This window comes from Candidatus Sysuiplasma acidicola, assembly GCA_019721035.1.
In the GTDB taxonomy this organism is placed as follows: Archaea; Thermoplasmatota; Thermoplasmata; order Sysuiplasmatales; family Sysuiplasmataceae; genus Sysuiplasma; species Sysuiplasma acidicola.
Map to the genome: position 1 here is coordinate 93,825 of JAHEAA010000001.1, position 20,054 is coordinate 113,878.

General features: G+C 50.8%; 20 protein-coding genes and 1 tRNA gene. 6 read left to right on the forward strand and 15 right to left on the reverse strand.

What is annotated here, in order from left to right:
• Positions 1-224: 224 nt before the first annotated feature.
• Positions 225-1,220, reverse strand: a complete 996-nt coding sequence (locus tag KIS30_00435; protein ID MBX8645217.1) for a phosphate uptake regulator PhoU — start codon at positions 1,218-1,220, stop codon at positions 225-227.
• A 305-nt stretch (positions 1,221-1,525) separates the two neighbouring features.
• Here KIS30_00435 and KIS30_00440 point away from each other — a divergent pair, with 305 nt between their 5' ends.
• Entirely contained in the window at positions 1,526-2,842 is a 1,317-nt protein-coding gene (locus KIS30_00440; protein MBX8645218.1) for an isocitrate lyase, read from the forward strand.
• A gap of 94 nt (positions 2,843-2,936) precedes the next feature.
• On the opposite strand, the gene KIS30_00445 is transcribed toward KIS30_00440, so the two are convergent.
• The 4 genes from KIS30_00445 to KIS30_00460 all read right to left on the reverse strand — a co-directional run bounded on the left by KIS30_00445 (position 2,937) and on the right by KIS30_00460 (position 6,169).
• A tRNA-Gly gene (locus KIS30_00445) sits at positions 2,937-3,010 on the reverse strand.
• Positions 3,001-3,762 carry an endonuclease III gene (locus KIS30_00450; protein MBX8645219.1) on the reverse strand — a complete coding sequence of 254 codons (762 nt, stop codon included), beginning with the start codon at positions 3,760-3,762 and terminating at the stop codon, positions 3,001-3,003. The genes KIS30_00445 and KIS30_00450 overlap by 10 nt, the downstream gene beginning before the upstream one ends.
• Positions 3,731-5,050, reverse strand: coding sequence for a bifunctional folylpolyglutamate synthase/dihydrofolate synthase (locus KIS30_00455; GenBank protein ID MBX8645220.1), 1,320 nt, complete (start codon positions 5,048-5,050; stop codon positions 3,731-3,733). The genes KIS30_00450 and KIS30_00455 overlap by 32 nt, the downstream gene beginning before the upstream one ends.
• A gap of 126 nt (positions 5,051-5,176) precedes the next feature.
• Complete coding sequence (locus tag KIS30_00460; protein MBX8645221.1) at positions 5,177-6,169, reverse strand: glycosyltransferase family 2 protein; 993 nt, start codon at positions 6,167-6,169, stop codon at positions 5,177-5,179.
• A gap of 266 nt (positions 6,170-6,435) precedes the next feature.
• Here KIS30_00460 and KIS30_00465 point away from each other — a divergent pair, with 266 nt between their 5' ends.
• The 3 genes from KIS30_00465 (at position 6,436) to KIS30_00475 (ending at position 8,688) form a co-directional block, all read left to right on the forward strand.
• Positions 6,436-7,554 (forward strand): glycosyltransferase family 4 protein, encoded by a 1,119-nt coding sequence (locus KIS30_00465; protein MBX8645222.1) that lies wholly within the window; start codon positions 6,436-6,438, stop codon positions 7,552-7,554.
• Positions 7,555-7,700: 146 nt separating this feature from the next.
• Entirely contained in the window at positions 7,701-7,883 is a 183-nt protein-coding gene (locus tag KIS30_00470) for a hypothetical protein (protein ID MBX8645223.1), read from the forward strand.
• A 145-nt stretch (positions 7,884-8,028) separates the two neighbouring features.
• Positions 8,029-8,688: a hypothetical protein gene (locus KIS30_00475; GenBank protein MBX8645224.1), complete on the forward strand. Its 660-nt coding sequence runs from the start codon at positions 8,029-8,031 to the stop codon at positions 8,686-8,688.
• Between the two features lie 5 nt (positions 8,689-8,693).
• Here the strand turns inward: KIS30_00475 and KIS30_00480 are convergent, their stop codons facing one another.
• The 9 genes from KIS30_00480 to KIS30_00520 form a co-directional block, all read right to left on the reverse strand.
• A complete protein-coding gene (locus KIS30_00480; protein ID MBX8645225.1) occupies positions 8,694-9,161 on the reverse strand; it encodes a hypothetical protein in 468 nt (155 codons plus the stop codon).
• 71 nt (positions 9,162-9,232) lie between these two features.
• Positions 9,233-10,522 carry a serine--tRNA ligase gene (gene serS, locus KIS30_00485; GenBank protein MBX8645226.1) on the reverse strand — a complete coding sequence of 430 codons (1,290 nt, stop codon included), beginning with the start codon at positions 10,520-10,522 and terminating at the stop codon, positions 9,233-9,235.
• Positions 10,519-10,713, reverse strand: coding sequence for a YhbY family RNA-binding protein (locus tag KIS30_00490; GenBank protein MBX8645227.1), 195 nt, complete (start codon positions 10,711-10,713; stop codon positions 10,519-10,521). Before KIS30_00490 ends, serS begins: the two co-directional genes overlap by 4 nt.
• Positions 10,714-10,754: 41 nt before the next feature.
• On the reverse strand, positions 10,755-11,048 hold the full coding sequence (locus tag KIS30_00495) for a ribonuclease P (GenBank protein MBX8645228.1): 294 nt from the start codon (positions 11,046-11,048) through the stop codon (positions 10,755-10,757).
• A gap of 105 nt (positions 11,049-11,153) precedes the next feature.
• Positions 11,154-12,680 carry a hypothetical protein gene (locus KIS30_00500; protein ID MBX8645229.1) on the reverse strand — a complete coding sequence of 509 codons (1,527 nt, stop codon included), beginning with the start codon at positions 12,678-12,680 and terminating at the stop codon, positions 11,154-11,156.
• 12 nt (positions 12,681-12,692) lie between these two features.
• Positions 12,693-13,439: an ABC transporter ATP-binding protein gene (locus tag KIS30_00505; GenBank protein ID MBX8645230.1), complete on the reverse strand. Its 747-nt coding sequence runs from the start codon at positions 13,437-13,439 to the stop codon at positions 12,693-12,695.
• Between the two features lie 105 nt (positions 13,440-13,544).
• Entirely contained in the window at positions 13,545-14,996 is a 1,452-nt protein-coding gene (gene glnA / locus KIS30_00510) for a type I glutamate--ammonia ligase (protein MBX8645231.1), read from the reverse strand.
• Positions 14,997-15,153: 157 nt separating this feature from the next.
• Complete coding sequence (locus tag KIS30_00515; GenBank protein ID MBX8645232.1) at positions 15,154-16,065, reverse strand: hypothetical protein; 912 nt, start codon at positions 16,063-16,065, stop codon at positions 15,154-15,156.
• 5 nt (positions 16,066-16,070) lie between these two features.
• The gene (locus tag KIS30_00520) at positions 16,071-17,003 is read right to left on the reverse strand and encodes a glycosyltransferase family 2 protein (protein MBX8645233.1); all 933 of its coding nucleotides are present in this window, start codon (positions 17,001-17,003) and stop codon (positions 16,071-16,073) included.
• 141 nt (positions 17,004-17,144) lie between these two features.
• On the opposite strand from KIS30_00520, the gene KIS30_00525 reads away from it, so the two are divergent.
• Positions 17,145-17,582, forward strand: a complete 438-nt coding sequence (locus KIS30_00525; protein ID MBX8645234.1) for a hypothetical protein — start codon at positions 17,145-17,147, stop codon at positions 17,580-17,582.
• Positions 17,579-18,343 (forward strand): sugar phosphate isomerase/epimerase, encoded by a 765-nt coding sequence (locus KIS30_00530; GenBank protein MBX8645235.1) that lies wholly within the window; start codon positions 17,579-17,581, stop codon positions 18,341-18,343. The genes KIS30_00525 and KIS30_00530 overlap by 4 nt, the downstream gene beginning before the upstream one ends.
• A gap of 5 nt (positions 18,344-18,348) precedes the next feature.
• Here KIS30_00530 and KIS30_00535 read toward each other — a convergent pair whose 3' ends face one another.
• Positions 18,349-19,914, reverse strand: a complete 1,566-nt coding sequence (locus tag KIS30_00535; GenBank protein MBX8645236.1) for a CPBP family intramembrane metalloprotease — start codon at positions 19,912-19,914, stop codon at positions 18,349-18,351.
• Positions 19,915-20,054 lie beyond the last annotated feature (140 nt).

Sequence of the window (20,054 nt, forward strand, 5' to 3'; positions counted from 1 at the left end):
CAGGACAGGAACGATATTTCCATATGTTGCAGAATTGTAGTAATTTAAGATTCGTGGTTTGCTTTCTCCGCCAGTTCCTTCTTCGCGGCGAATCCATCAATTGCTGCCCGGCCTCTGAGATTTCTTGCTTCCTTTTTCAGCTGCATGCGCAATGCTCGAAGTGCATCGAAAGCATGGCTCATGTGAATCAACTTTGATACGAGCAGATCGTATTGGGTGGATGTTTATGCAAACGAGCTGAGAACTGCTTCGTCAGCAATTGCCATTGCATATGAAGCAATGGCCCTGATGTCTCTTGTGATCAGTGAAATTGACAGAAGGTTTTTTTCATCCATTCCCTTCATGAGCTTCAGGTAAGTCGTCTCGTGCAGTTTCCTCACTTTGCCCATTTTGTCGGTTATTGCTGATGCAAGGTTGACGTTTTTGTTCATAAGTGCTCTCGTCGTCATATCCAGCATTTCTGCCGCTGCAGCAGCCATTTCATTGATGGCCGCAGCCAGTGAAGCTTCCGGGCTCTTTCCGATCTCTCCGACATGCTGCGCTATGCGCATCGCGTAGTATGCCACTCTCCCCAGTTCCCTGATGGCCATTGTCTGCACCATGACGCTGGACACATTCGGAAAATTCATCTGATTCCTCAGTTTCTTGTCGTTGGCTGCCTGGAATGCAAGTCTCATCATCAGTCGGTAAACTCTCGTGCTCTCCACCCCCCTGTCGTAAGCATCCGTTGCAAGCGCTTTGTCATTCTCAATAAGAGCCTTGACAGCATCAAGTAATATGGCCGTCGAAGTTGCAGAAAATCGCTCAAGCAGTTTGTTAAGATCAAATTTGGCCGGATCAACCAGGTTCTGCAGTATCATCTGATTTGCAAATTCCTCTGAAATCTCTACGCCTATCAGTTTTTCAATGATATCTTTTATCCACTTTTTATGCTCCGGGAGCATCTTACGTTGCGCCACAACCTCTGTAATATCGTGCCCAAGAATGTAAGAAGCCGTGATGGACAACTCGAGAAGTTTCTGTTCCCTGAATTCGTCTATCTGAAGTGAATGGGGCGTGACTTCCATTCTCGAATGTGTGGGGCTGACAATGATCTCGTCTTCCTCAAGCTCGATAGAGACGTGGTCGCCCTTCCTCATCTTCATTCTCTCTATCCAGTCTTTTGGAATCGTTATTACAAAAGTGCCTCCGGCGGTTGTCTGCAGCTTCCGAACTTCCATGATTATGACAGCTCCTCCTCATCAGTTGAGTGCAAACTTTGCATTGCATATGTAATATATGTATTTATCTTAGCTTCTATACAAGTCATTATTAATTTCCATAATTTACTTAGAGTTAAATAGAGGTATACGGTATCCACCACTGGTGCAAGCTTGGCAAAACTGAACAGTGCCCGCCTCACTGTCGGTTGTTCATGGAACGGCCGAGCCTGCACCGAAAACTCGAACGACCTGCCTGCTGGATGGATCATGGTGCGGTTTCTGCACACAGGCAGCATCGATCCTGCTTTCTGGGAGAGAATGATATGAACAAGCATCTCGCGACTGAGGTATCCGAAATCGAGTCAGCATGGAGATCAGACAGATGGAACGGCATTGTGAGGCCGTACACTGCGGAAGAGGTTTGCAAGCTTCGTGGCTCCATTCACATTGATCACACACTTGCCAGGCTGTCTTCAGAGAAGCTCTGGAATTTGATTCAAAATGAGCAGCACGTGCTGGCACCCGGAGCGTCGACTGCCGATGATGCTGTGCAGATGGTACGTGCAGGACTTAAGGTGATACATCTCGGCGGTCAATCGATGAGTTTCGATGATGTGCCATCTACCCCGCTTCCGCATGAGCAGGGCAATGTTCAGTCTGCGGTGGACCCGGAGACGGTTGCGCGCATCAATGGTGCACTGCTTCTGTCCGACCAGCTCCACAAGACTGCCGGGAACGGCAATATTGACTGGCTCGCAGCAATCGTTGCGGAAGGGAAGACGGGGACGGACTACCCAATGCATGCGTACGAGTCCGCAAAGTTGTTAATCGAAGCAGGAGCTGCCGGCCTTTACTTCAGGGACATGATCGCTGTGGGAAGGTCCCATCCACATGTTGACTGGAGGGCGCTGATTCCCACTTGCCAGTTCATCAGCAATCTTGTTGCGGCAAGGCTCGCGTCCGACGTAATGGGCGTACCAACGGTCCTGATAGCAAAGACCGCTGCAAGAAGCGCTACTCTGCTCACAAACGACATTGATGAGCGTGACTACAGATATGCATCAGGCGAGAGAACAGATCTTGGTCACTACTGGATACGCGGAAGCTTGGAGACGGCCATTGAAAGGGCAGTGTCACTGGCGCCTTTCGCAGATATGCTATCCTATGAAACAACGGCTCCTGACATTGAGGAGGCAAGAAAGTTTTCAGCTGCAGTCCTTAGCGAATATCCGGGAAAGCCCCTTGTCTACAGTTGCTCTCCTTCCCGAGAGTGGTTGAACGACATGACGCCTGAAGACATGACTGCTTTTCATGAAAGACTCGGCAGAATGGGTTACAGACTGCAGACCGTGGCAGGGACATCTCTGGCGGGCGCAAATGCTCCGACATCCCTTTCAGAAGAGAATCTTGCATCGGTGGCTCTGACTGCTCGCATGAGTGTGCAGAAGAGTCGGGCAAAGCAGGAAATGGGCGTAACTGCATTAACGGGTGCACGTGATCCGCTTGGTTCCATATATTTTGCCGAGGTGTCGAAACTCATATCACGTGTGCCTCGATTCCAGTATGTGTATGGAATGACCGGAAGCACCGACGCTTCGGCACAGCAGGTAATGGTCGTCCAGAAAGCCGCTGGCAGGTGAAAAGAGGCATACACAACGTTCCTTTTTGAATATTCGCAAAGTCCCGCAGCCTCTGCTGCATGTATTTCAGCGCGATGTTTTGTTGCCGGGAAAATGCGGGGTGCGGGATTCGAACCCGCCTTACTAGCTTGGCAAGCTAGTGTCCTAACCAGACTAGACTAACCTCGCTCGGGGAAACGCGTTATGATTGCCGATCTTATTAAAGTACGTTGCGTGCGGGACTTGCCCCCTCCACGCAAGGTTTTTGCCTCCTGTCTCATGGCGTAGGCACACATGTCCATGACGGGGCACACTTCGCAATCAGGCCGGAGGGGTTTGCATATGTGCTGCCCGTGAATAACCATCAGCTCGTTCGTGTCTATCCAGAGCTTCCTGGGCAGTAGGCGCATGAGATCCTTTTCCGTTTCTTCCGGCTCGTCTGTTTTCACCAAACCGAGCCTGTTCGAGATACGATGAACATGCGTGTCGACGGGTATCGCGTTCTTTCCGAATCCATACACAAGCGTGCAGTTTGCCGTCTTTCTTCCCACCGACGGGAGGAGCATCAGTTCTTCCACTTTGTCCGGCACGCGTCCTCCGTAATCCCTGTCTATGGTTTTAGCTATCTGCTTTATCGCAATGGCCTTGTTCCTGTAGAAGCATACCGCTCTTATAGCCTGCTTGATGTCCTTGAGCGGAGCACTGCACAGTGCTTTCGCATCTGGGTACCTCCGGAAAAGTCTCTTTGACGCATCTTCTGTGACCGCATCCCTTGTTCTCTGGGAGAGAACAGTTGATATGAGCACCCTGAACGGATCGTCATGAATGGCAATGGCACCGAGTGCGGTCGTCAGGCCGAGTCCCGAATAATGTTGCCTGAGCCTTTTGAAAATCTCGTCCGGCCCGTCTTCATTTCCAGAGCTTTTCGTTGTATTTCTCATACCACCATTCCATCGCTTCACCGACGGTTCTCAGAGACCCTGTTACGAGCACCATTCCCTCCCCCGGCTCTTTCAACGCCGCTTCCATTGCTGCGCCAACGCTCTCTGTCACCACAGCCATCACACCGGTGGATGCCGCGGCCTCCATCACTTCGCCTGCCGTCCTTGCCCTGGGAGTCTTGGGCCCTGCGCAAATGAATTTACATGTTATCGTCGAGAGGGTTCTCATAACGCCTCCGAGGTCCTTGTCGGACAGCACGCCTGCGACGCAAATGAATTTTCTGTCAGTCAGCGCCCTCAGAGACGAGGATAGTGCCTGTGCGGCGTCCGGATTGTGTGCCGTGTCGAATATGAATTTCCTGTCTCTGCCAGCCAGCTGCAGTCTTCCCGGCCAGAACACTTCCTTCAACCCCGTCCTGATGGAGTTCGTGCTTATGAAAACACCGCGCTGTTGCAGTTTTTCCAGCACTGCTATGGCAAGAGTAATGTTTGGTACCTGGTAATCCCCACAGAGAGCACAGCTTACTACTTCAATGTGTGAGATACCTGTAACATTGAATTTCATTTCCCCAAATCCCCTTTCCAGGATGTCGAGCTCAATCATCTCGTATGATTTCTCAAGTACTGCTCCCCGCTCATTCGCTATTCTCTCAAACACTTCGAGAGGTTCCCTTTTCGTTTCTGCAGTTATCACTGGAACGGAATTTTTGATGATGCCTCCTTTTTCGGCGGCTATCTGTCCTAGCGTGTTGCCCAGGTAGGCCGTGTGTTCAAGCGCTATGTGCGTTATCGCAGATACTTCCGGAACTATGACGTTCGTTGCGTCAAGCCTTCCTCCGAGGCCCACTTCGACTACGGCAAACTCCACTTTCTTCTTCGCAAAATAAAGAAATGCAATCGCAGTTGTGATCTCAAAGAATGTCATCTCCCTGGCATCTCTGCCGAACAGGCTGTCCAGCGCCTCCCTTACCTCTGAAGCGCATTCAAGCAGGTCTGGAGTGGGAATGCACTCGCGTCCTATCTTTATCCTCTCCTCGAACTCGACCAGATGCGGCGAGGTGTAGAGACCCGTGGCATACCCCTCGGATGAGAGCACAGATGCTATCATGGCGCTGACCGAGCCTTTTCCGTTAGTGCCAGCAACATGCACTGTCTTGAATTTCTCCTGCGGATTACCCAGCTGGTTCAGAAGCAATCTTTCGTTGTCCAGGCCCAGTTTTATGCCGAAATTCTCCAGTCCGTAGAGCCATTTCAGCAGCTCTTTACGTTCGTCTGCCGTATCGTTCAATTCCATCCACCACCGTTCAATCATGTTCCGGATTCGATATGCACTCCGGTTCTTCGGCATGCTGTGCTTCCGGCGCTGTCAGCAGGCATGGTTGCATTGTACGCGACTCCGTGATTCTCATGCTGACTACAGCCTCGCCATCAGCAATTTCATGTATATCTTCCTGCTCAAATCCGGAGAGAACATATAGATGACTGCGAGCGATTCCGGGAAAAGGTTGGCAACCGTTCTGTAACCGCTCGAATTTCTTATGAATGACAGGCACGCTTCCGATACCCTGCCTCTGTTAACTTCCGGGCTGCTTATGTCTCTTACCAGCGCGAACAGGAACTTCTGTCTTCTCAGAACACGCGCAATTTCCTTTTCTCCGATGCTCTCTGCGAATTCACACAGTGCATCGAAGGTTTTCACCTGTCTCACCGAGAATTCGTATCTCGACGACACAGTCACACTTTTTCTGTTCAGCCTGTAGTGTGTTAGTATCCTGCCGTCTATCATAACAGATCGTCCCCGCATTGCAGCAAGATAGAAGATCAGGCTGTCATGAGCGGACACTGTCTTTCTCGCAACTTCAAGATTTTCCTGAAGTATCCTCTTTCTGACGGATATGCTGCTGTTGTTGTAATCACACTGTCCTGCAATGAGCTCATTCACTTTCATTCTGATCTCTTCATGATTCATCACGACCGTCCCTTTATCTCTCTCCAGGATTGAGAAACGGAACGAAAATGGTGGTGCAATCACATTGCCCTCGACATCGATGTAGTCAATTGCATTGTGATAATAGTCGATCTCGTGATTGCTCCTGAAAACTTCTGTTACTGTGGAAATTTTGTTCGGCAGGAAGAGATCGTCGTCGTCGAGGAAGCACAGTATCTCCCCCTTTGCCTTTTTCACTGCTTCCTCAGAAAAAGAGCGCAGTGCTTTGCTGTTGTCGAAGATTGACAGTGCTCCCATGTTCTCAATTGTTCTGTCCACTTCAGCGTTTTCGAAGTTCTTGACAACTATTACTTCAAAAGCTCCCGCAGGTGCATCCTGCGCAATGAGCGACTCGAGAGCGGCTTTTAGAAATTCCTGCCTGTTGTATGCCGTAACAATGACGGTGATGTATGGAGTCATCCTGACCTTTGTTTCCCCGTTCGGTTGAATCTGTGCTGAAATGCGCCTGCTGTATTAAAATGCAATATGCGGCAGAAGTGTGCAGCACGCGAAGTGCTTATGCGTGTCTCCCGTCACCTTTGCCTTCAATCGCGATCACGCGTCGACAACTTGTGACAATTAACATAAACTCACCTTCTGATTGCGCTTCCGGCGTACTGTCATGCCGTAGCAGTTCAGAGTGCAGGATGCGCCGCCCGCACATACCAGGTGTTCGGTGAAGACAATTGAAAATGACATTCGTTGGTTACAACTCGGTGGACCATGGCGGCGGAGGAGAAACATGGTTACGTGATGTAACGTCCCGCCTCTCTTCCCGACACTCAATCAGCATCATAGCACCCCCTTCGGAAACAGGGCGTACGGCAATCGGCGATGAGCTGCGATCACTCGGCATTGAAATCAACGAGATCGGTTATGTGGACGGAACATCGTTTCCGTCACCACGCTCATTGCACCGCATGGCAGGTGTGCTCTCCTCTTCCGATGTGGTCTATTTTAATTATGCGACGGGCGGCCTTGAAATTGCCATGTTTGCGCTGCAGAAGATCATCTCGTTTCCTATGGTCGCGGGCCATCATCTCATAATGAACCGCCGTTTTTTCGGCGGAAGCATGCCCAGCTCAAGGGAATCATATTACAGGATATTCGGATTCAGAGGCGACAGGATTGCCAGGCGCATGCCAGCTCACCACGTCCTCAACAGAGAGACAGAGAAAGACCTGCTGTTCCGCGGATACAGGAACGTCCGCAGGATACCAAACGGTGTCGACAGCTCCTCTTTTTCTCCATCCAAAAAGTTCGATAAATTTACCATCCTGTTTCTAGGGCGCCTTGTAGAACAGAAGGGTGCAGATATCCTCCCTGACTTTTACCGCGAAATAAGCACCGCTGTCGATGATTTCGACTTCGTCATTGCTGGATCAGGCGAATATCAAAATGTGCTGAGAAAGCAACTCCATGACGACAGGGTCAGCATGCCAGGTTTCGTTGATGAAAAGAGAAAGAGAGAGCTGCTTTCCCGCTCACATCTTCTTCTGATGCCTTCGAGATATGAGATGTTCCCGATTACAGCGCTCGAAGCACTCTCCTCCGGAACTCCCGTCGTTTCGTCTAATATTATGGGCACAGGTGAATATCTTGTGCCGGGAGTCAATGGTTTTTTGGCCTCCAGTGCTACAGAAATGGCGCAGAAAACTGCAGAACTCTACGGCATGTATGCAGACGACCGGTATGCCGAACTTTCCGAGAGGTGCAGGAGGTCTGCCGAACCTTTTGATATAGGTGTGGTTGCAAAGAGAATCGAGGAAATGCTGCTCCAAATCGCCAGCTCGAGCGCTCAGTGAACGACACCTCCCGACTGAAATCGTCCTGAAAAGTTGCTCTTCAGGCCGCTCTGAACCGCCGATCAGACCTGTTTTTGCACCTGTCAGGACCGAACATTGCCCTGATCGCCCTTCAATTGAGGCTAAATCTAAGTATTTTTTATATAATGGGATGTGAATTGAAGGGCAGGGTGGATTACACGCCTGACAAAGTCAAAGCATATTGTGTGAAATGCAAGAAATCTGTAGAAGTAAAGAATCCGGTCAAGACAAAGCTGAAGAACGGCAAGCCTGCGACCAAGGGCTCGTGTCCGAGCTGCGGTACGAAGGTTTTCAGGATCGGAAAGTAAACTGTTCCAGTTTTTTACAGCATAAGATGGGTCCAATGATCCATCAAATCATTATTTCCTTTTTTCATTTTTTTAAATACCGTAGAGATAACTTTCGATAAATGATTAATAAAGTAATTATACCACAGCATCAGCTTAATCGGTTATGGTCGCAACGCACCTCTACGGGTTCGTTCCAGCGATTCCCCAGACGGTTTATCCATATGTGGGCATTGTTGCAGTGGCAATAGGACTATTGCTCGCCTTTTTTGGCGAGGCGATATGGAGGATAGCGACGACGATTATAGGGAGTATAATCGGAGCAGTGATAGGTCTTGCCTTCGGTGTAGCCATAGCGGGTTTCATCGGCGCCCTCCTCGTCGGTCTGATAGGCGCGATTATCGGCGGCCTGCTGTTCTATTACATTGCCGAGGCAGGAATATCCCTGATGGTGGCATACTTCTCGCTTCTCGGCGTGCTGACACTGTTCGGCGTCAATGGAGGCTTATTGAGTCAGGGAACACGCGCCTCAGCCTTGCCATTCATCGTGGCGCTTATCGTCGCGGTGATAGTCTTCATTGTGTGCATCATCTACTTCAAAGATCTCATAGCCATCTTCACGGCGGTCGGAGGAGGATTCCTGGTCGATTACGGCCTCGCTGTGCTGCATATCGGAAGCGTGGCAACAATTGTGTCACTCGCCGTTATCCTGCTCGGCATGGTCTTCCAGTTTGTCAGGATCGCCAGGAAGAAGAAGAGGCTCACTGCCGTTCCTGATTACGGAACGAATCAGGCAGGCGGCACATCATATACGCAGGAAGAGTGACACACTTACCAGTGGAAAGCCAGAAACAGAGGCGGAATGAGCAGGAGGAAGAGAGCGATCATGGAGAAGCTTAGCCTTTCGGTCTTCGCTCCGCCCGTGCGCCCGAGCAGCAGCGCAGTAAATATGGACACTGCAATCGTGATAATGCCGGCAACCACAAGTATCATTTCAGAACTCGCGTTCAGCAGGCCGCCGTTTGATATGTAATTTCCCGCGAGGATCGATCCGTAGCCGAATATGTATGTTATGCCCAGCAGGGACATCTGCACCATCGTGGAGTTGAAATCGAACATTCCGTTATGTGATGTCAATGCCGATTCGTGAGCCGCCGTCCTGCCGCCATGACCCTGTACTACAGGCTCCTCGGCGGTCCCCGGCTCAAATTCTGCGCCGCAGTGGGGGCACGAAGGGTCGGCCATGGAGACCTCCTTCCCGCAAACGGGACAGGCAACTACCTCAATTACATCCTCCATTTATGATCACATCCTGAACGCAACAGCGGACTTTACGCAACATGAATGCTGTGTTTGGGTTCTTATAATTATCACTCCGGATGTTTCACTGCGGTAATTTCCTCATCTCCGCCCATGTATGGTCTCAGCACGTCGGGCACCTTTATCGTCCCGTCCTCCTGCTGGTAGTTCTCCACAACGCCTATGAATGTCCTTGGCAGCGCCAGTCCGGAGCCGTTGAGCGTGGCCACAAACTCGCTTTTGAGATGCGGCGCCTTCCTGTACTTTATATGCGCCCTCCTGGCCTGAAAATCGGAGAATGAACTGCACGAAGACACTTCGAGCCATCTGTCAACACCAGGCGCATAAACCTCGATGTCGTATGTTTCCTCGTTCGAAAAACCCAGATCCCCTGTACAGAGGTGTTTCAGCCGGTATGGAAGGTGCAGCTGCCGCACTACTTCCTCGGCATCCTTCAGCAGCCCTTGCAGCTCTTTCTCCCTGTACTCCGGTTCAACGATTTTTACCATTTCCACTTTGTTGAATTCATGCACCCTGCCGATGCCCTTCAAATCCACGTGTCTCCCCGCTTCCTTTCTGAAGGATCGCAGGTAAGCCGTATAGTAAATAGGAAGATCATCGACCGACAGTATTTCACCGTTCAGCAAGTTCGTCACAGGAACTTCCGCCGTCGGGTTAAGCAGCAGATCCTCGCCTGCAATCCAGTACATGTCGTTCCTCTTTTCCGGAAGCGTGCCTGTACCCTCTGCGCAGAGGGATTTTACGACTACAGGCACCTGGACCTCGATGTATCCCTGCTTCCTGTGTATGTCCAGCATGCAGTTTATCAGCGCTCTCTCGAGCCTCGCCCCGTCTCCCTTCAGTACATAGAAGCCGCTACCTGTTATTTTCGCTCCCCTCTTCAAATCCAGTATGCCCATGCGTGAGCATATCTCGTAGTGGGGGAGTGGTCTGAAACCCAGATCCGCCGGTTTAGAGGGCACGCTGATGACGACATTGTCCTCCTCGCTCTTTCCTAGCGGCGTCCTGCCGCTGGGCATGTTGGGGAAGTACATGATGAGTTCATCCCTCTCCTTCTCGACTTCCGTTATGCTGCTCTCAACACTCTTGAGCTCCGTTGCGACCCTTTTACCTTCCTCAACTCCTTTCTCCTTCTCTTCGCCACTCGATTTGGACACTTTGAGGGATATCTCGTTCCTCAGCCTGTTGAGGGTGTTTCTCTTCTCAACTAGTGTTTTCCACTTCGAATCCATTGCCTGGAATCTGTCGAGCAATGACGGATCCCTGTTTCTGCTCATCAGTGCCTGTTTCACGAGTTCTGGATTATCACGAAGGAATTTTGTATCCAGCACGATGCTCATCTCCTCTTGCTGAAGACCAGTGTCTTTCCCGTCTTCATGATCAGTTCCGCCTTTTCCGACAATCTGCCTGTCAACGCATCTATACCGGTACCGTCGTTGTTGAACCTGACCTTCACCAGACCGCGTTTCTCGATTTGTTCCGCAGCCTCCTTTATGGTCTCCTCAGTCACACCCTTCTTTCCCACCTGCACGGTCGCCTTCAGCTCCTGTGCCTTCCTTTTCAGCTCCCTGTCTATCGTGCAATCATCTCTTTTTCTTCTCTGACGCTCTCCCCGTCAGCCGTTTGCTTTGCCTTCCGGTAGGGATAACGGGAAGCTTTTCCACAGTTAAAACATGTTATCACTGCCCTCCCTCTCACGATCCTTGTCCTGCTCGTCACTCCTGGTATGAGGATGGAATTGCAGTTCCTGCAGTATTCTCTTCTGTGTCCCACTGGTATGTCAAGCTTCATGCCTATCCGCCTTGCGAGACCGACATACTGCCTGCTGCGCTCCTTCGTCCCTTCCCTCGCAAGCTGTTTTGCCATTGCGAAGAGCTTTTCAATGCGCTCCCTCGCTATTCTCCTTGCTTCGAGGCTCTCCTTCCTGTACACGGGTGATTAATTTGAACGCCCCTTAAAACACTTTATGCGCTAAACCGGCGAGCGAAGCAATATGAGTGCCATGAAGGCTATCTCGACAGCTGAGACGCCAGCGATGGATAATGCCGCAACCTGTGCGCTTCTGAACAGTAGGTAGCCCAGGAGAAACGCTCCTGCGGGTATTATGAAAACGACAAGATTGGCCAGCGTGTACACGATGTAGGAGGAGGGGTTGGACAAACCGAATCTTGATTCTCTCACCGAATTCTGGAAATATGCAGCCGTGAATATGACGGAGGCCAGTAGCGGGAAGAAGAGCGTATAGACTGCTACAATATATTCTACGGGTCTTCCTGCAAGCACCAGTATTGCCGTAAGCACGATAGAGGAAAGAGCATAGAAAATGAACGCAACAATGGTTTTCGCGAGCGCATTGAGATATTTTGAGACGGAAAGCAGCCTGAAATAAGCCAGGCCGCGCAACTCTGTCATATACAGCAGATAAGCAATGTATGAGCTGACAAACGCAATCGGAAGTATGTCTTCCGAATAGAATACCGTGAAGGGTATTTTCAGGGCGCTGCTTCCGGCCGAGTAGAAGTAGAAGACAACCACGACGACCAGAACGAAAGGGAGCAGCAGCAGGCTTGCGAGCCTCGGTGATCTGAATACCTGCCGTAGATCCGTAAGTATCAGGGAGGAGAGTGGCGGCCTGATTTTCAGTTTCAGGTGTCCATTCGTCCTTCCCTGCATCTCCGACGGCGATATCAGCCAGACAGCAGAATCCCTGAAGAGCCGGACGCCTATGATAAACACCACTGATGCGAACAGGGATGCCGCAATGATGGAAATGCCGTAACCGGACATGACACCGGACAGATTCAGCACTGGCACGTACGTCATTTCCACGCGGTTCAGATTTATGTTCAGCCTGAACAGCAGCGACGGTATTGCGAGAAAGAATATGATTGGCAGCGTCGAGAGAAGACGGATGATCATGCCGATCCTGTTGCTCACTGAGAAATTTCTGAACGCCCTCGTTGTCACCGACGTCGCGATCAGGAACATCGAGAAGCCGGTGAAGAGGGCAAGCAGACCGGATAGCATACCGTAGAAGCCCAGAACCGCATAGGACATGATCATGATTGCGAGTGAGGATGCAATCGGAAGGTCGATGGTTTTGAGCATTGCCGATGCAGCAATGCCTGCTATCTCACGATCCGTGAACGGCATGATGTGCAGCAGATTCCTGATGTTGCCGCTTCCCGACGCCCCGTATGAAAGCTGCATCGAGGTGATGAGCGAGATGAGCATCATCCAGATGAACACGGTTACCGGAAACACGTCCCTGTTGTATGTGCCCTGAAACGCGGCGTACATGACCAGGAGGGACATGGCCACCGCGACGAATGCCGTGAGCACATACTTGTAAGCCGACGCGCTCGCTATCGTCTTCCTTACATTGCGCACGGGCAAACCGGTCAGACCCGTGCCCGAGTATCCGTGGAACAGAATTTCGAGATAGACTGAAGAAACAATTTTTCTCTTCAGTCTGCCGTTCAGCTTCTCGCGCTCCATGGCAACATCAACCTACTCCAGTCCTTTGAGCAGGCTCTCTATCTCCTGTTCCATGTTTGTTGCCCTGAGGAATATCTCTTCCAGCGTCGAACCTTTCAGTCTCTCTCTGAGTTCAGCAACCGTTCCCTGCTCTACCATTCTGCCACGGTCGATGATGCCTATGTGCTCGCACATCTTCTCCACGACATCAAGTATGTGCGTGGAAAAAAGCACTGAATTTCCCCTCCTGACATGGTTCAGTATGAGTTCCCTGAATATCTTAACCGATCTTATGTCCAGGCTGTTGAACGGTTCATCCAGCAGCAGTAAACGTGGTTCTGACATCAGCGCCGCAACGATCGTTGTCTTCTGCCTGTTTCCCATTGAAAGGCTGGCAATCGGCGTATCCATATATTCTTCGAGAGCAAAGGCGCCGACAAGATTCGCGATCCTGTCTGTGTTAGTTATCCTGCGCACCGAAGCGACGAATTCGATAAATTCATTTGGTGTTAGAGAGTCAAACAGTACTGGGCTTTCAAGCACGGCTCCGATGTGCGATTTCACGTATGCAGGGTCTTCAGCAACATCCTTTCCGTAGACGAGTGTTCTTCCTCCCTTCTTTTCCACCAGGCCGAGGATTGCCTTCAGTGTCGAAGTCTTGCCTGCACCGTTCGGTCCCAGAAGCCCGAATATCTGTCCGGGCTGTATGGCGAAGGATAGATTGTCAACCGCAATCCTGTCACCGTATCTGATTGTGAGCGAATCCACAGCTAACGGTATGTCGTCCGGTGTCACGCATTTAACTCTGTCCATCAGTATTTAACGTTATGCGACCGATTGCCGGGAACCGAGACAGTGAGCTTTTATGTCCCTGTGCGCGTCTGCTCAGACGTCCATGTATCTGAATACCTCGTAAGGGGTAGTCCTCAGTGAAACATTCAGGAATTCGTCCATTTTTAACTCGACGTGCCTCTCAATCAGGTCTTTGGAGAAGACTGGCAGCAGGAAGTCATGATCTGTCTGCAGTTCCTCAAGGCTCTCCTTCAGGCTTCCGGGCAGCTCTCTTATGCCAAGTTCCCTCCTGTCCAGTTCCGTAAGTTTGTAAATGTCCTTGTCTACGGGATTGCCCGGGTCGATCTTCTTCTTTATGCCGTCTATTCCGGCAGCCAGCATCGCCGCCTCAGCAAGATAGATGTTGGCGCTTGGGTCTGGCGTTCTGTATTCGAGCCTCTTGCTCTTTTCCTCTCCCCTTTCATACATCGGTATCCGTATGTTTGCAGATCTGTTTCTCTTGCTCCATGCTATGAATACCGGCGCCTCGTACCCCGGAACAAGTCTCCGGTATGAGTTTGTGGTGGGATTGGTAATGGCGCAGAGTGCGCGCGCATGTTCCATGAGCCCGCCGATGTAATATCTTCCTGTCTGGCTCAACTCCGCATAGTCGTCCTCGGGGTCGTAGAAGCTGTTCTTTCCTGAATTCCAGAGGCTCTGGTGAACATGCATGCCCGATGCATTATCTCCAAAAACAGGTTTGGGCATCCAAGTGCAAATCATGTTCATTCTCTTGGCGACGTTCTTCAGCACATACTTCATCGTCACCACGCTGTCCGCCGTTCTGACAAGTTCGTCGAAGTGCAGATTGAGTTCGCACTGTCCCGCAGTTGCCACTTCGTGGTGATGAGCATCCACTTCGAGACCGAACGAATTCATCAGTATGCTCGACGTCTCATTCCTGAAATCGACGAGTGTGTCCTGCGGGGGTGCGGGATAATATCCTTCTTTGAACCTTATCGGGAATTGCTTTCCCCCGTCTGTGTACCACGGAGCCTCCTTTGATACGATTTCATAACCGGAACCGCCCCATCCGTCTCTCGCGCTCAGCGGTGTTGGCGTCACCTTGATGCCGTCAAAGACAAAAAACTCTGGTTCGGGTCCCCAGTAAGTTGTATCGAATCCGCTGCTCCGAGCATAATCGACCGCTTTCTGCGCCACGTACCTCGGATCCCTGGTGAATCTTTCATGTGAACCGCCTTCATAAATGTCGACGAAAAGTCTTCCAGTCTTGTGCTCTTCGGTGAAAAACGGCAGTATTGCAAAGGTTGACGGGTCGGGCATCATGACCATGTCCGATTCGTGTATTTCCTTGAATCCCTTAATCGATGAACCGTCAAGCTTGTTAACGCCCTGCGCAAAGCTTTTTTCATTTAACGTGGATGCGGGTATTGTTATATGCTGCAGTCCGCCGATCAGGTCGGTGAACTGCAGATCAATCCATTTTATTCCTTCCTTGCTTACAGCCTGCAAGACAGATTCCGCCGAAAATCTATTTCCAGACAATTAACAACCTCCGACTATGCTGTTTCACAATTTTAAATGATTATTTAATGTTTGCATGACTTTTAGTTGTCATTATGTCATAAAAGTCAATGTAATAGTATCAATTGCATCCAATTAGAGGGTTATCAAGGGTCGTTTGTCTTCGTGCTGAAGGAAATCATCCTTCTTCGAGCCTTTTCCACCTTTCGGAAGCATAGACGCACCTGTCCTTTTCGATCCTTGCGGTGAAGAGTGCATGCTCATTGCCTCTTAACCGGAACATCATGTTTCTTCCCCGTGCCATGGCCCTCAGATAGTTGCCCACGAGCATGTAATCCAGCCTGTTCCTGAAAGTGTTTTGTCCTTCGACGTATGTTGCGCTCTTCTCCCCGTCACCCACCCTTGCATCATAGGTCGAGGGATAACGGGAACGCATCCATGGGTTGGATGAAAGCACGTTCAGGTAGTAGTCTTCCCCCTTCACCACCCTGATATTCAGGCAGTCGCTTGCAAAGAGTCCGGTCCTGTGGTTCGCCGCTTCCTCCCTGAATGCCGCGTCGTCGGCGCAGTAGCTCAGGCAAATGACCGGCCTCCACGGCTCCTTCTTTCTCAATGCACGTGCGCGGAGAAGAACTTTTTTCATGACACTCCACAGTGCACCATTCCTGCAAATCAGAATGATGTCTACATCATCGGCGGGACCAGCGCTGCCGTATGAAACTGATCCGCATATGCCGGCCATTATCACATCGGGAACGGAAGGAATGACGCTTTCAAGGAATGCGCGGCCGAAGGACAGGTAGTCTCCTGCCCTTTTTCTACGTTCGAGAGCGCTGCCGGAAACATCGCCATGTCCGTGGAGTGCTATCTCTCCTCCCTCGATCACTATTCTGCCGCTCCTTTCAAGTGCTTCGATTGCCGCCGCGCACCTAATCGCCAGATGCCTGTTCCCCGCGGCGAGTCTTTCCTGCACCTCATCAACAGTGGACGTCAAGCCGCATCTGCTTGAGCTTCTGACAATATCAAGCACTTCGTCCTCGATGCCGTCCAGCATGCTTCCCGCATCCACCGAATCGTCGACACCTGACATGGCACTCACCTCCAGGCAGCGCTGCTGACCCTTTTCCAAACTGCATGAGCATCCGATCTCTTCTTTCTGTCCAGCAACGCGCCCAGGAGCGAAAACATTTCAACAATTGCCGCTACCGGAAGGATGAGCGATTCAAGAGGATGCTTCCTGCTGAAATCCAGCAATATCCTGAGTCCGGCAAGCGGGCGTTTCCATGCAGTGAACTCCGCTGTTCCGGGAAGGACACCAATAAGCTCCTTCACCTGCAGGTGACCAAACATTATCCTCCTCCTCTGGCTTATGATATCGCGCATTCGCACAGGCACAGAAACTCTGACGAACGATCTGCGTGAAAATGAAACGGCTCCGCCGTTCACCTGCGTCCTTGTGGACATGAGGGCGCCGTCATTCACGGTGCCGTCTGGCAATCGCATAATGTGTTTCCTGCTGATTGCCATCATCTCATCTGTCAGATGCATCCTCTCCCCGCACTTTTCCAGTGTTTCCATCGTGGAGTTGTGCAGTGCCCACAGAAATTTCACAAGACTGCCTGCGACAGGGTTGCAGTCGCTTGCAGCCGGCACGGGCTGAGCACACATCATCGCGCTGCCAGATATCACTAGATCCTCCATGAGTGAGGCGATGGATCCTGCTTCAGGAAGAGCGTCACCGTTAATCAGGAGCAGATTGTTTCCCCTCATGTTGCTAATGATGCTGTTTATTGCGTTTGCCTTCCCGCTCCTGTTCTCTTCAATTATGACCGTACGCTGAAAACGCATGGCAGAATTCATCGCTATTGCAGCAGTGTCTGAGGAACCGCCGCTGACCGCGATCACAACGTCCGTTATACTGATTCCCTGCGGCATCATTTCGCTGTCTGTTACTGAAATCAGTTTTTCAAGATTGCAGGTCTCGTCTGTTGAGCATATCCCAAGTGTGAATGATATGTCCGTGGCCAATCGCCGGTTTATCAGTCTGCAAACTATATAGCGTTATTCTCGAAGCGCACTTTGCGGGCTGCTTCTGTTTACATTTCCTCCTGCACCTGTTCATTTCACTCAAAAAACTATATGACCGTTTCAACGGATTGAAGTACCGGGTTGCTCTCTTTCATGATACGATTTTCCGCTCGTGTGGAACTTTATCCGACTGAGGATCCGAACGCTGTCAGAAAGGCGCTTATGAACCTCTTCCCGGAGTCCGTGATCACTGATGGAGGCTCGTTCCTTGCCTGTGTGCCAGAGAACATCGATCAGCTCGTTGCACTGATAACTGAGCAGAAGATAAGGTATGCATTTATCGAGCAGATAAACAGGAACACCGAAGGTAACAGGTTCCGCATAAACCTGAATAAACAGGCCGCTCTTGCCGGAAGAGTGAACATTGCGGATGAGCCGAAACCGCTCGGCAGCATAGAATTAAGCGGAGAGACGGAAAATCCTGTGCTTTATTTTGAAAAGCTTCTGGATATTCTCGGATATGTGAGTTCAAGATGGGAAAACGATGAAAGCAGACTCACGCAGTCTGCAGACGGGTGATTCCTTTGCGCTGCCACTTTTCCTGTTCCTCTCTTTCGCTTCCTCCTCTCTCAAAACTTCTTGACACACTGATAGATTATTTCGACGGCTGGCAGATCGTGGCAGAGGGGAAGCACGAAATGCATGTTCTGTCGGATGAATTCAAGGACATCGCCGGTTCATACAACCTGAAGTACAGCGCCCATCTACCTGTCAGCGACATAAATATAGCAAGCCTGAACAGGAGTATCAGGAGCCTCTCAATATCGGAGAGTGCAGAAACCATGCGGCTCGGGGCGGACATGGGCATACATACTTTCGTTGTTCATCCGGGCACACACTCAATTCTTTCATCGCAAGACAGCGAAAGAGCTTTCCTGCTTGCGAGGGAGGGTATAAGAGCGCTCGCTGCACTCTCAAAATCCTTGGGCACCCAATTGCTTGTGGAAAACACACCTTCGGTCTCCGGCTCAGTCGCACCCTCCGCCGGGGCCATGAATGCGCTGCTGACCGGCCTGCCAGTAAACATGTGCCTCGACGTGGCGCATGCCTCTCTCGACGGAGAGCTTGCGGCCTTTTTCTCCATGAGCAGCAGGACAGGCATGATACATCTCAGCGACAACGACGGTCATAAGGATTCTCACTTGCAGCTCGGGACTGGCAAAGCTGCTGGCATAGAAGTGCTTTCACCGATTATGAAATCTGAAGTCCCGATCGTGATTGAGGCAAGAAGTATCGAAGAGGCGATATCCGGCGCGGCATTTGTTGAGTCGCTCCACTGAGATCGTCACTTTTTGTTTTCATGTCCGCAGAAAACACAAACGAATTTGCCGTCCTGGTACTTCGCTTCGAGACCGCCGCAGTTGCTGCACGAATAACCGAAAACAAGATCGCCTGGAATCGGTGGAATATTTCCACGATATGCTTGCTTGCCTCTGCCTGTGACCGCAGCTCCTCCGGGACCGCCATACTGTCCGACTGGTCCGGGAGGGGGTGGCATATCATGCTGCATCATCTCTCCCGTTGCTTCCTTTGCGGTTCCTTCGGAGATCAACGAGCCTGCGCCCTCGCTGCCTGTCGCCAGGGCGTAGCGCATCATCACTTTTGCAGGCAGTATGTTTTTTCCTGTGAAGAATCCGTATATTACCATGACCCAGTAGACAAAGAAGATTATGCCAATTGCTGCCCAGAAATAAAACATGAGAGCAAGTGCATCGTTCAAAACCGCGCCGGAGGCCACGGGCGAACTTATGATGCCGGTGGCGTCCACGCTGAAATGGAACAGTATGTCTGCATACAGTCCCTTCTTGACGTACAAGTATGCCAGCATGAGTCCGGCAATGCCTGCTGGAATTATTTTCCATGTCCCCCATCCGGAGCCGGAGGACCAGTGCGCCACGCCGAATATGATGGATGATATAATAATCAGTATGAGGACAGGGGGAGTAATCTTCATGTTTCCTCCGAGAAGATATTTCCACGTTTTCCTTCCGTCACCTTTTCTGGTGAACAAATAGAATAGTGTGAGCGGTATGCCTATGAGCATGAGCCTGTAGACTGTTTCTTCCCATACTGGCGCGAAGGTCAGTTCGAATATGAGCATGTTTATCGGAATAGCGTTGAAGTTAGGTGTCGGAACAGGCTGTCCCAGAACATCCGCAACAAAGAAAACCGAGGCTATGCTCACGAACAGATAGGCCATGAAGAGGCCGGCAATGAGCATCAGATCGCTTGTCGTCTTTTTCGTGTAGCCGGGCATCATCTCCTTTCTGAAGTTGCGCGACCTCCGCATCATGACGACAAAGCTTGCAGTGGCGATGAGCACCACTGCCGGATAGGCAATCAGATAGCCGGTGGAGTAGACGCCGTTGATGTACAGCGGTGGAAAAGGCGGTATTATGAAGTAAAAGGGAAACGCGTAGGGGGAAGAGGCCATGGAGGGTGTGTATTCAGTGTAGATATATGCCGCTCCCAGCTCCATGATCATTGCAACAAAATAGATAACTGCACCAACGATGCCAAGTGTTTTTGCAATGTCTACCCATGTTGTCCTCTTCCTTGCAGTGGCTGTTCCGTTGACTGCATGTGGTCTGGCCGTCCTGTACTGCGTGTATGGAAGAGCATTGAACGGCGTGCCGCTGTGTGTCGTCTGAAAACTGACACTTGAACGTGCAGACGGCTCAGCGCTCTGCTGAGCGGAAGGGTTGTCCTTTTGTCCGGATATGAGCTGGAATCCATGTCTCTCTATCTGGTTGAAACCGCAGAACGGACAGAATCTGGCATCATCCGGGATGAGCCTCCAGCAGTTGTAGCATTCCTTCCTCGTGTTTCTCGGCGCATTATTGTCGGTCATATCTCCGCCTTTTGTTTTGTGTTCAGTTGACGGCATTTCTGCCTATCGTCGCGGTCAGTGCATCATTAAGTGCATATACGTGACGGAACGGTCATTAAGAAACACAAATGCTATTTTTAGCTGATGTTTCTCTTCTCAGT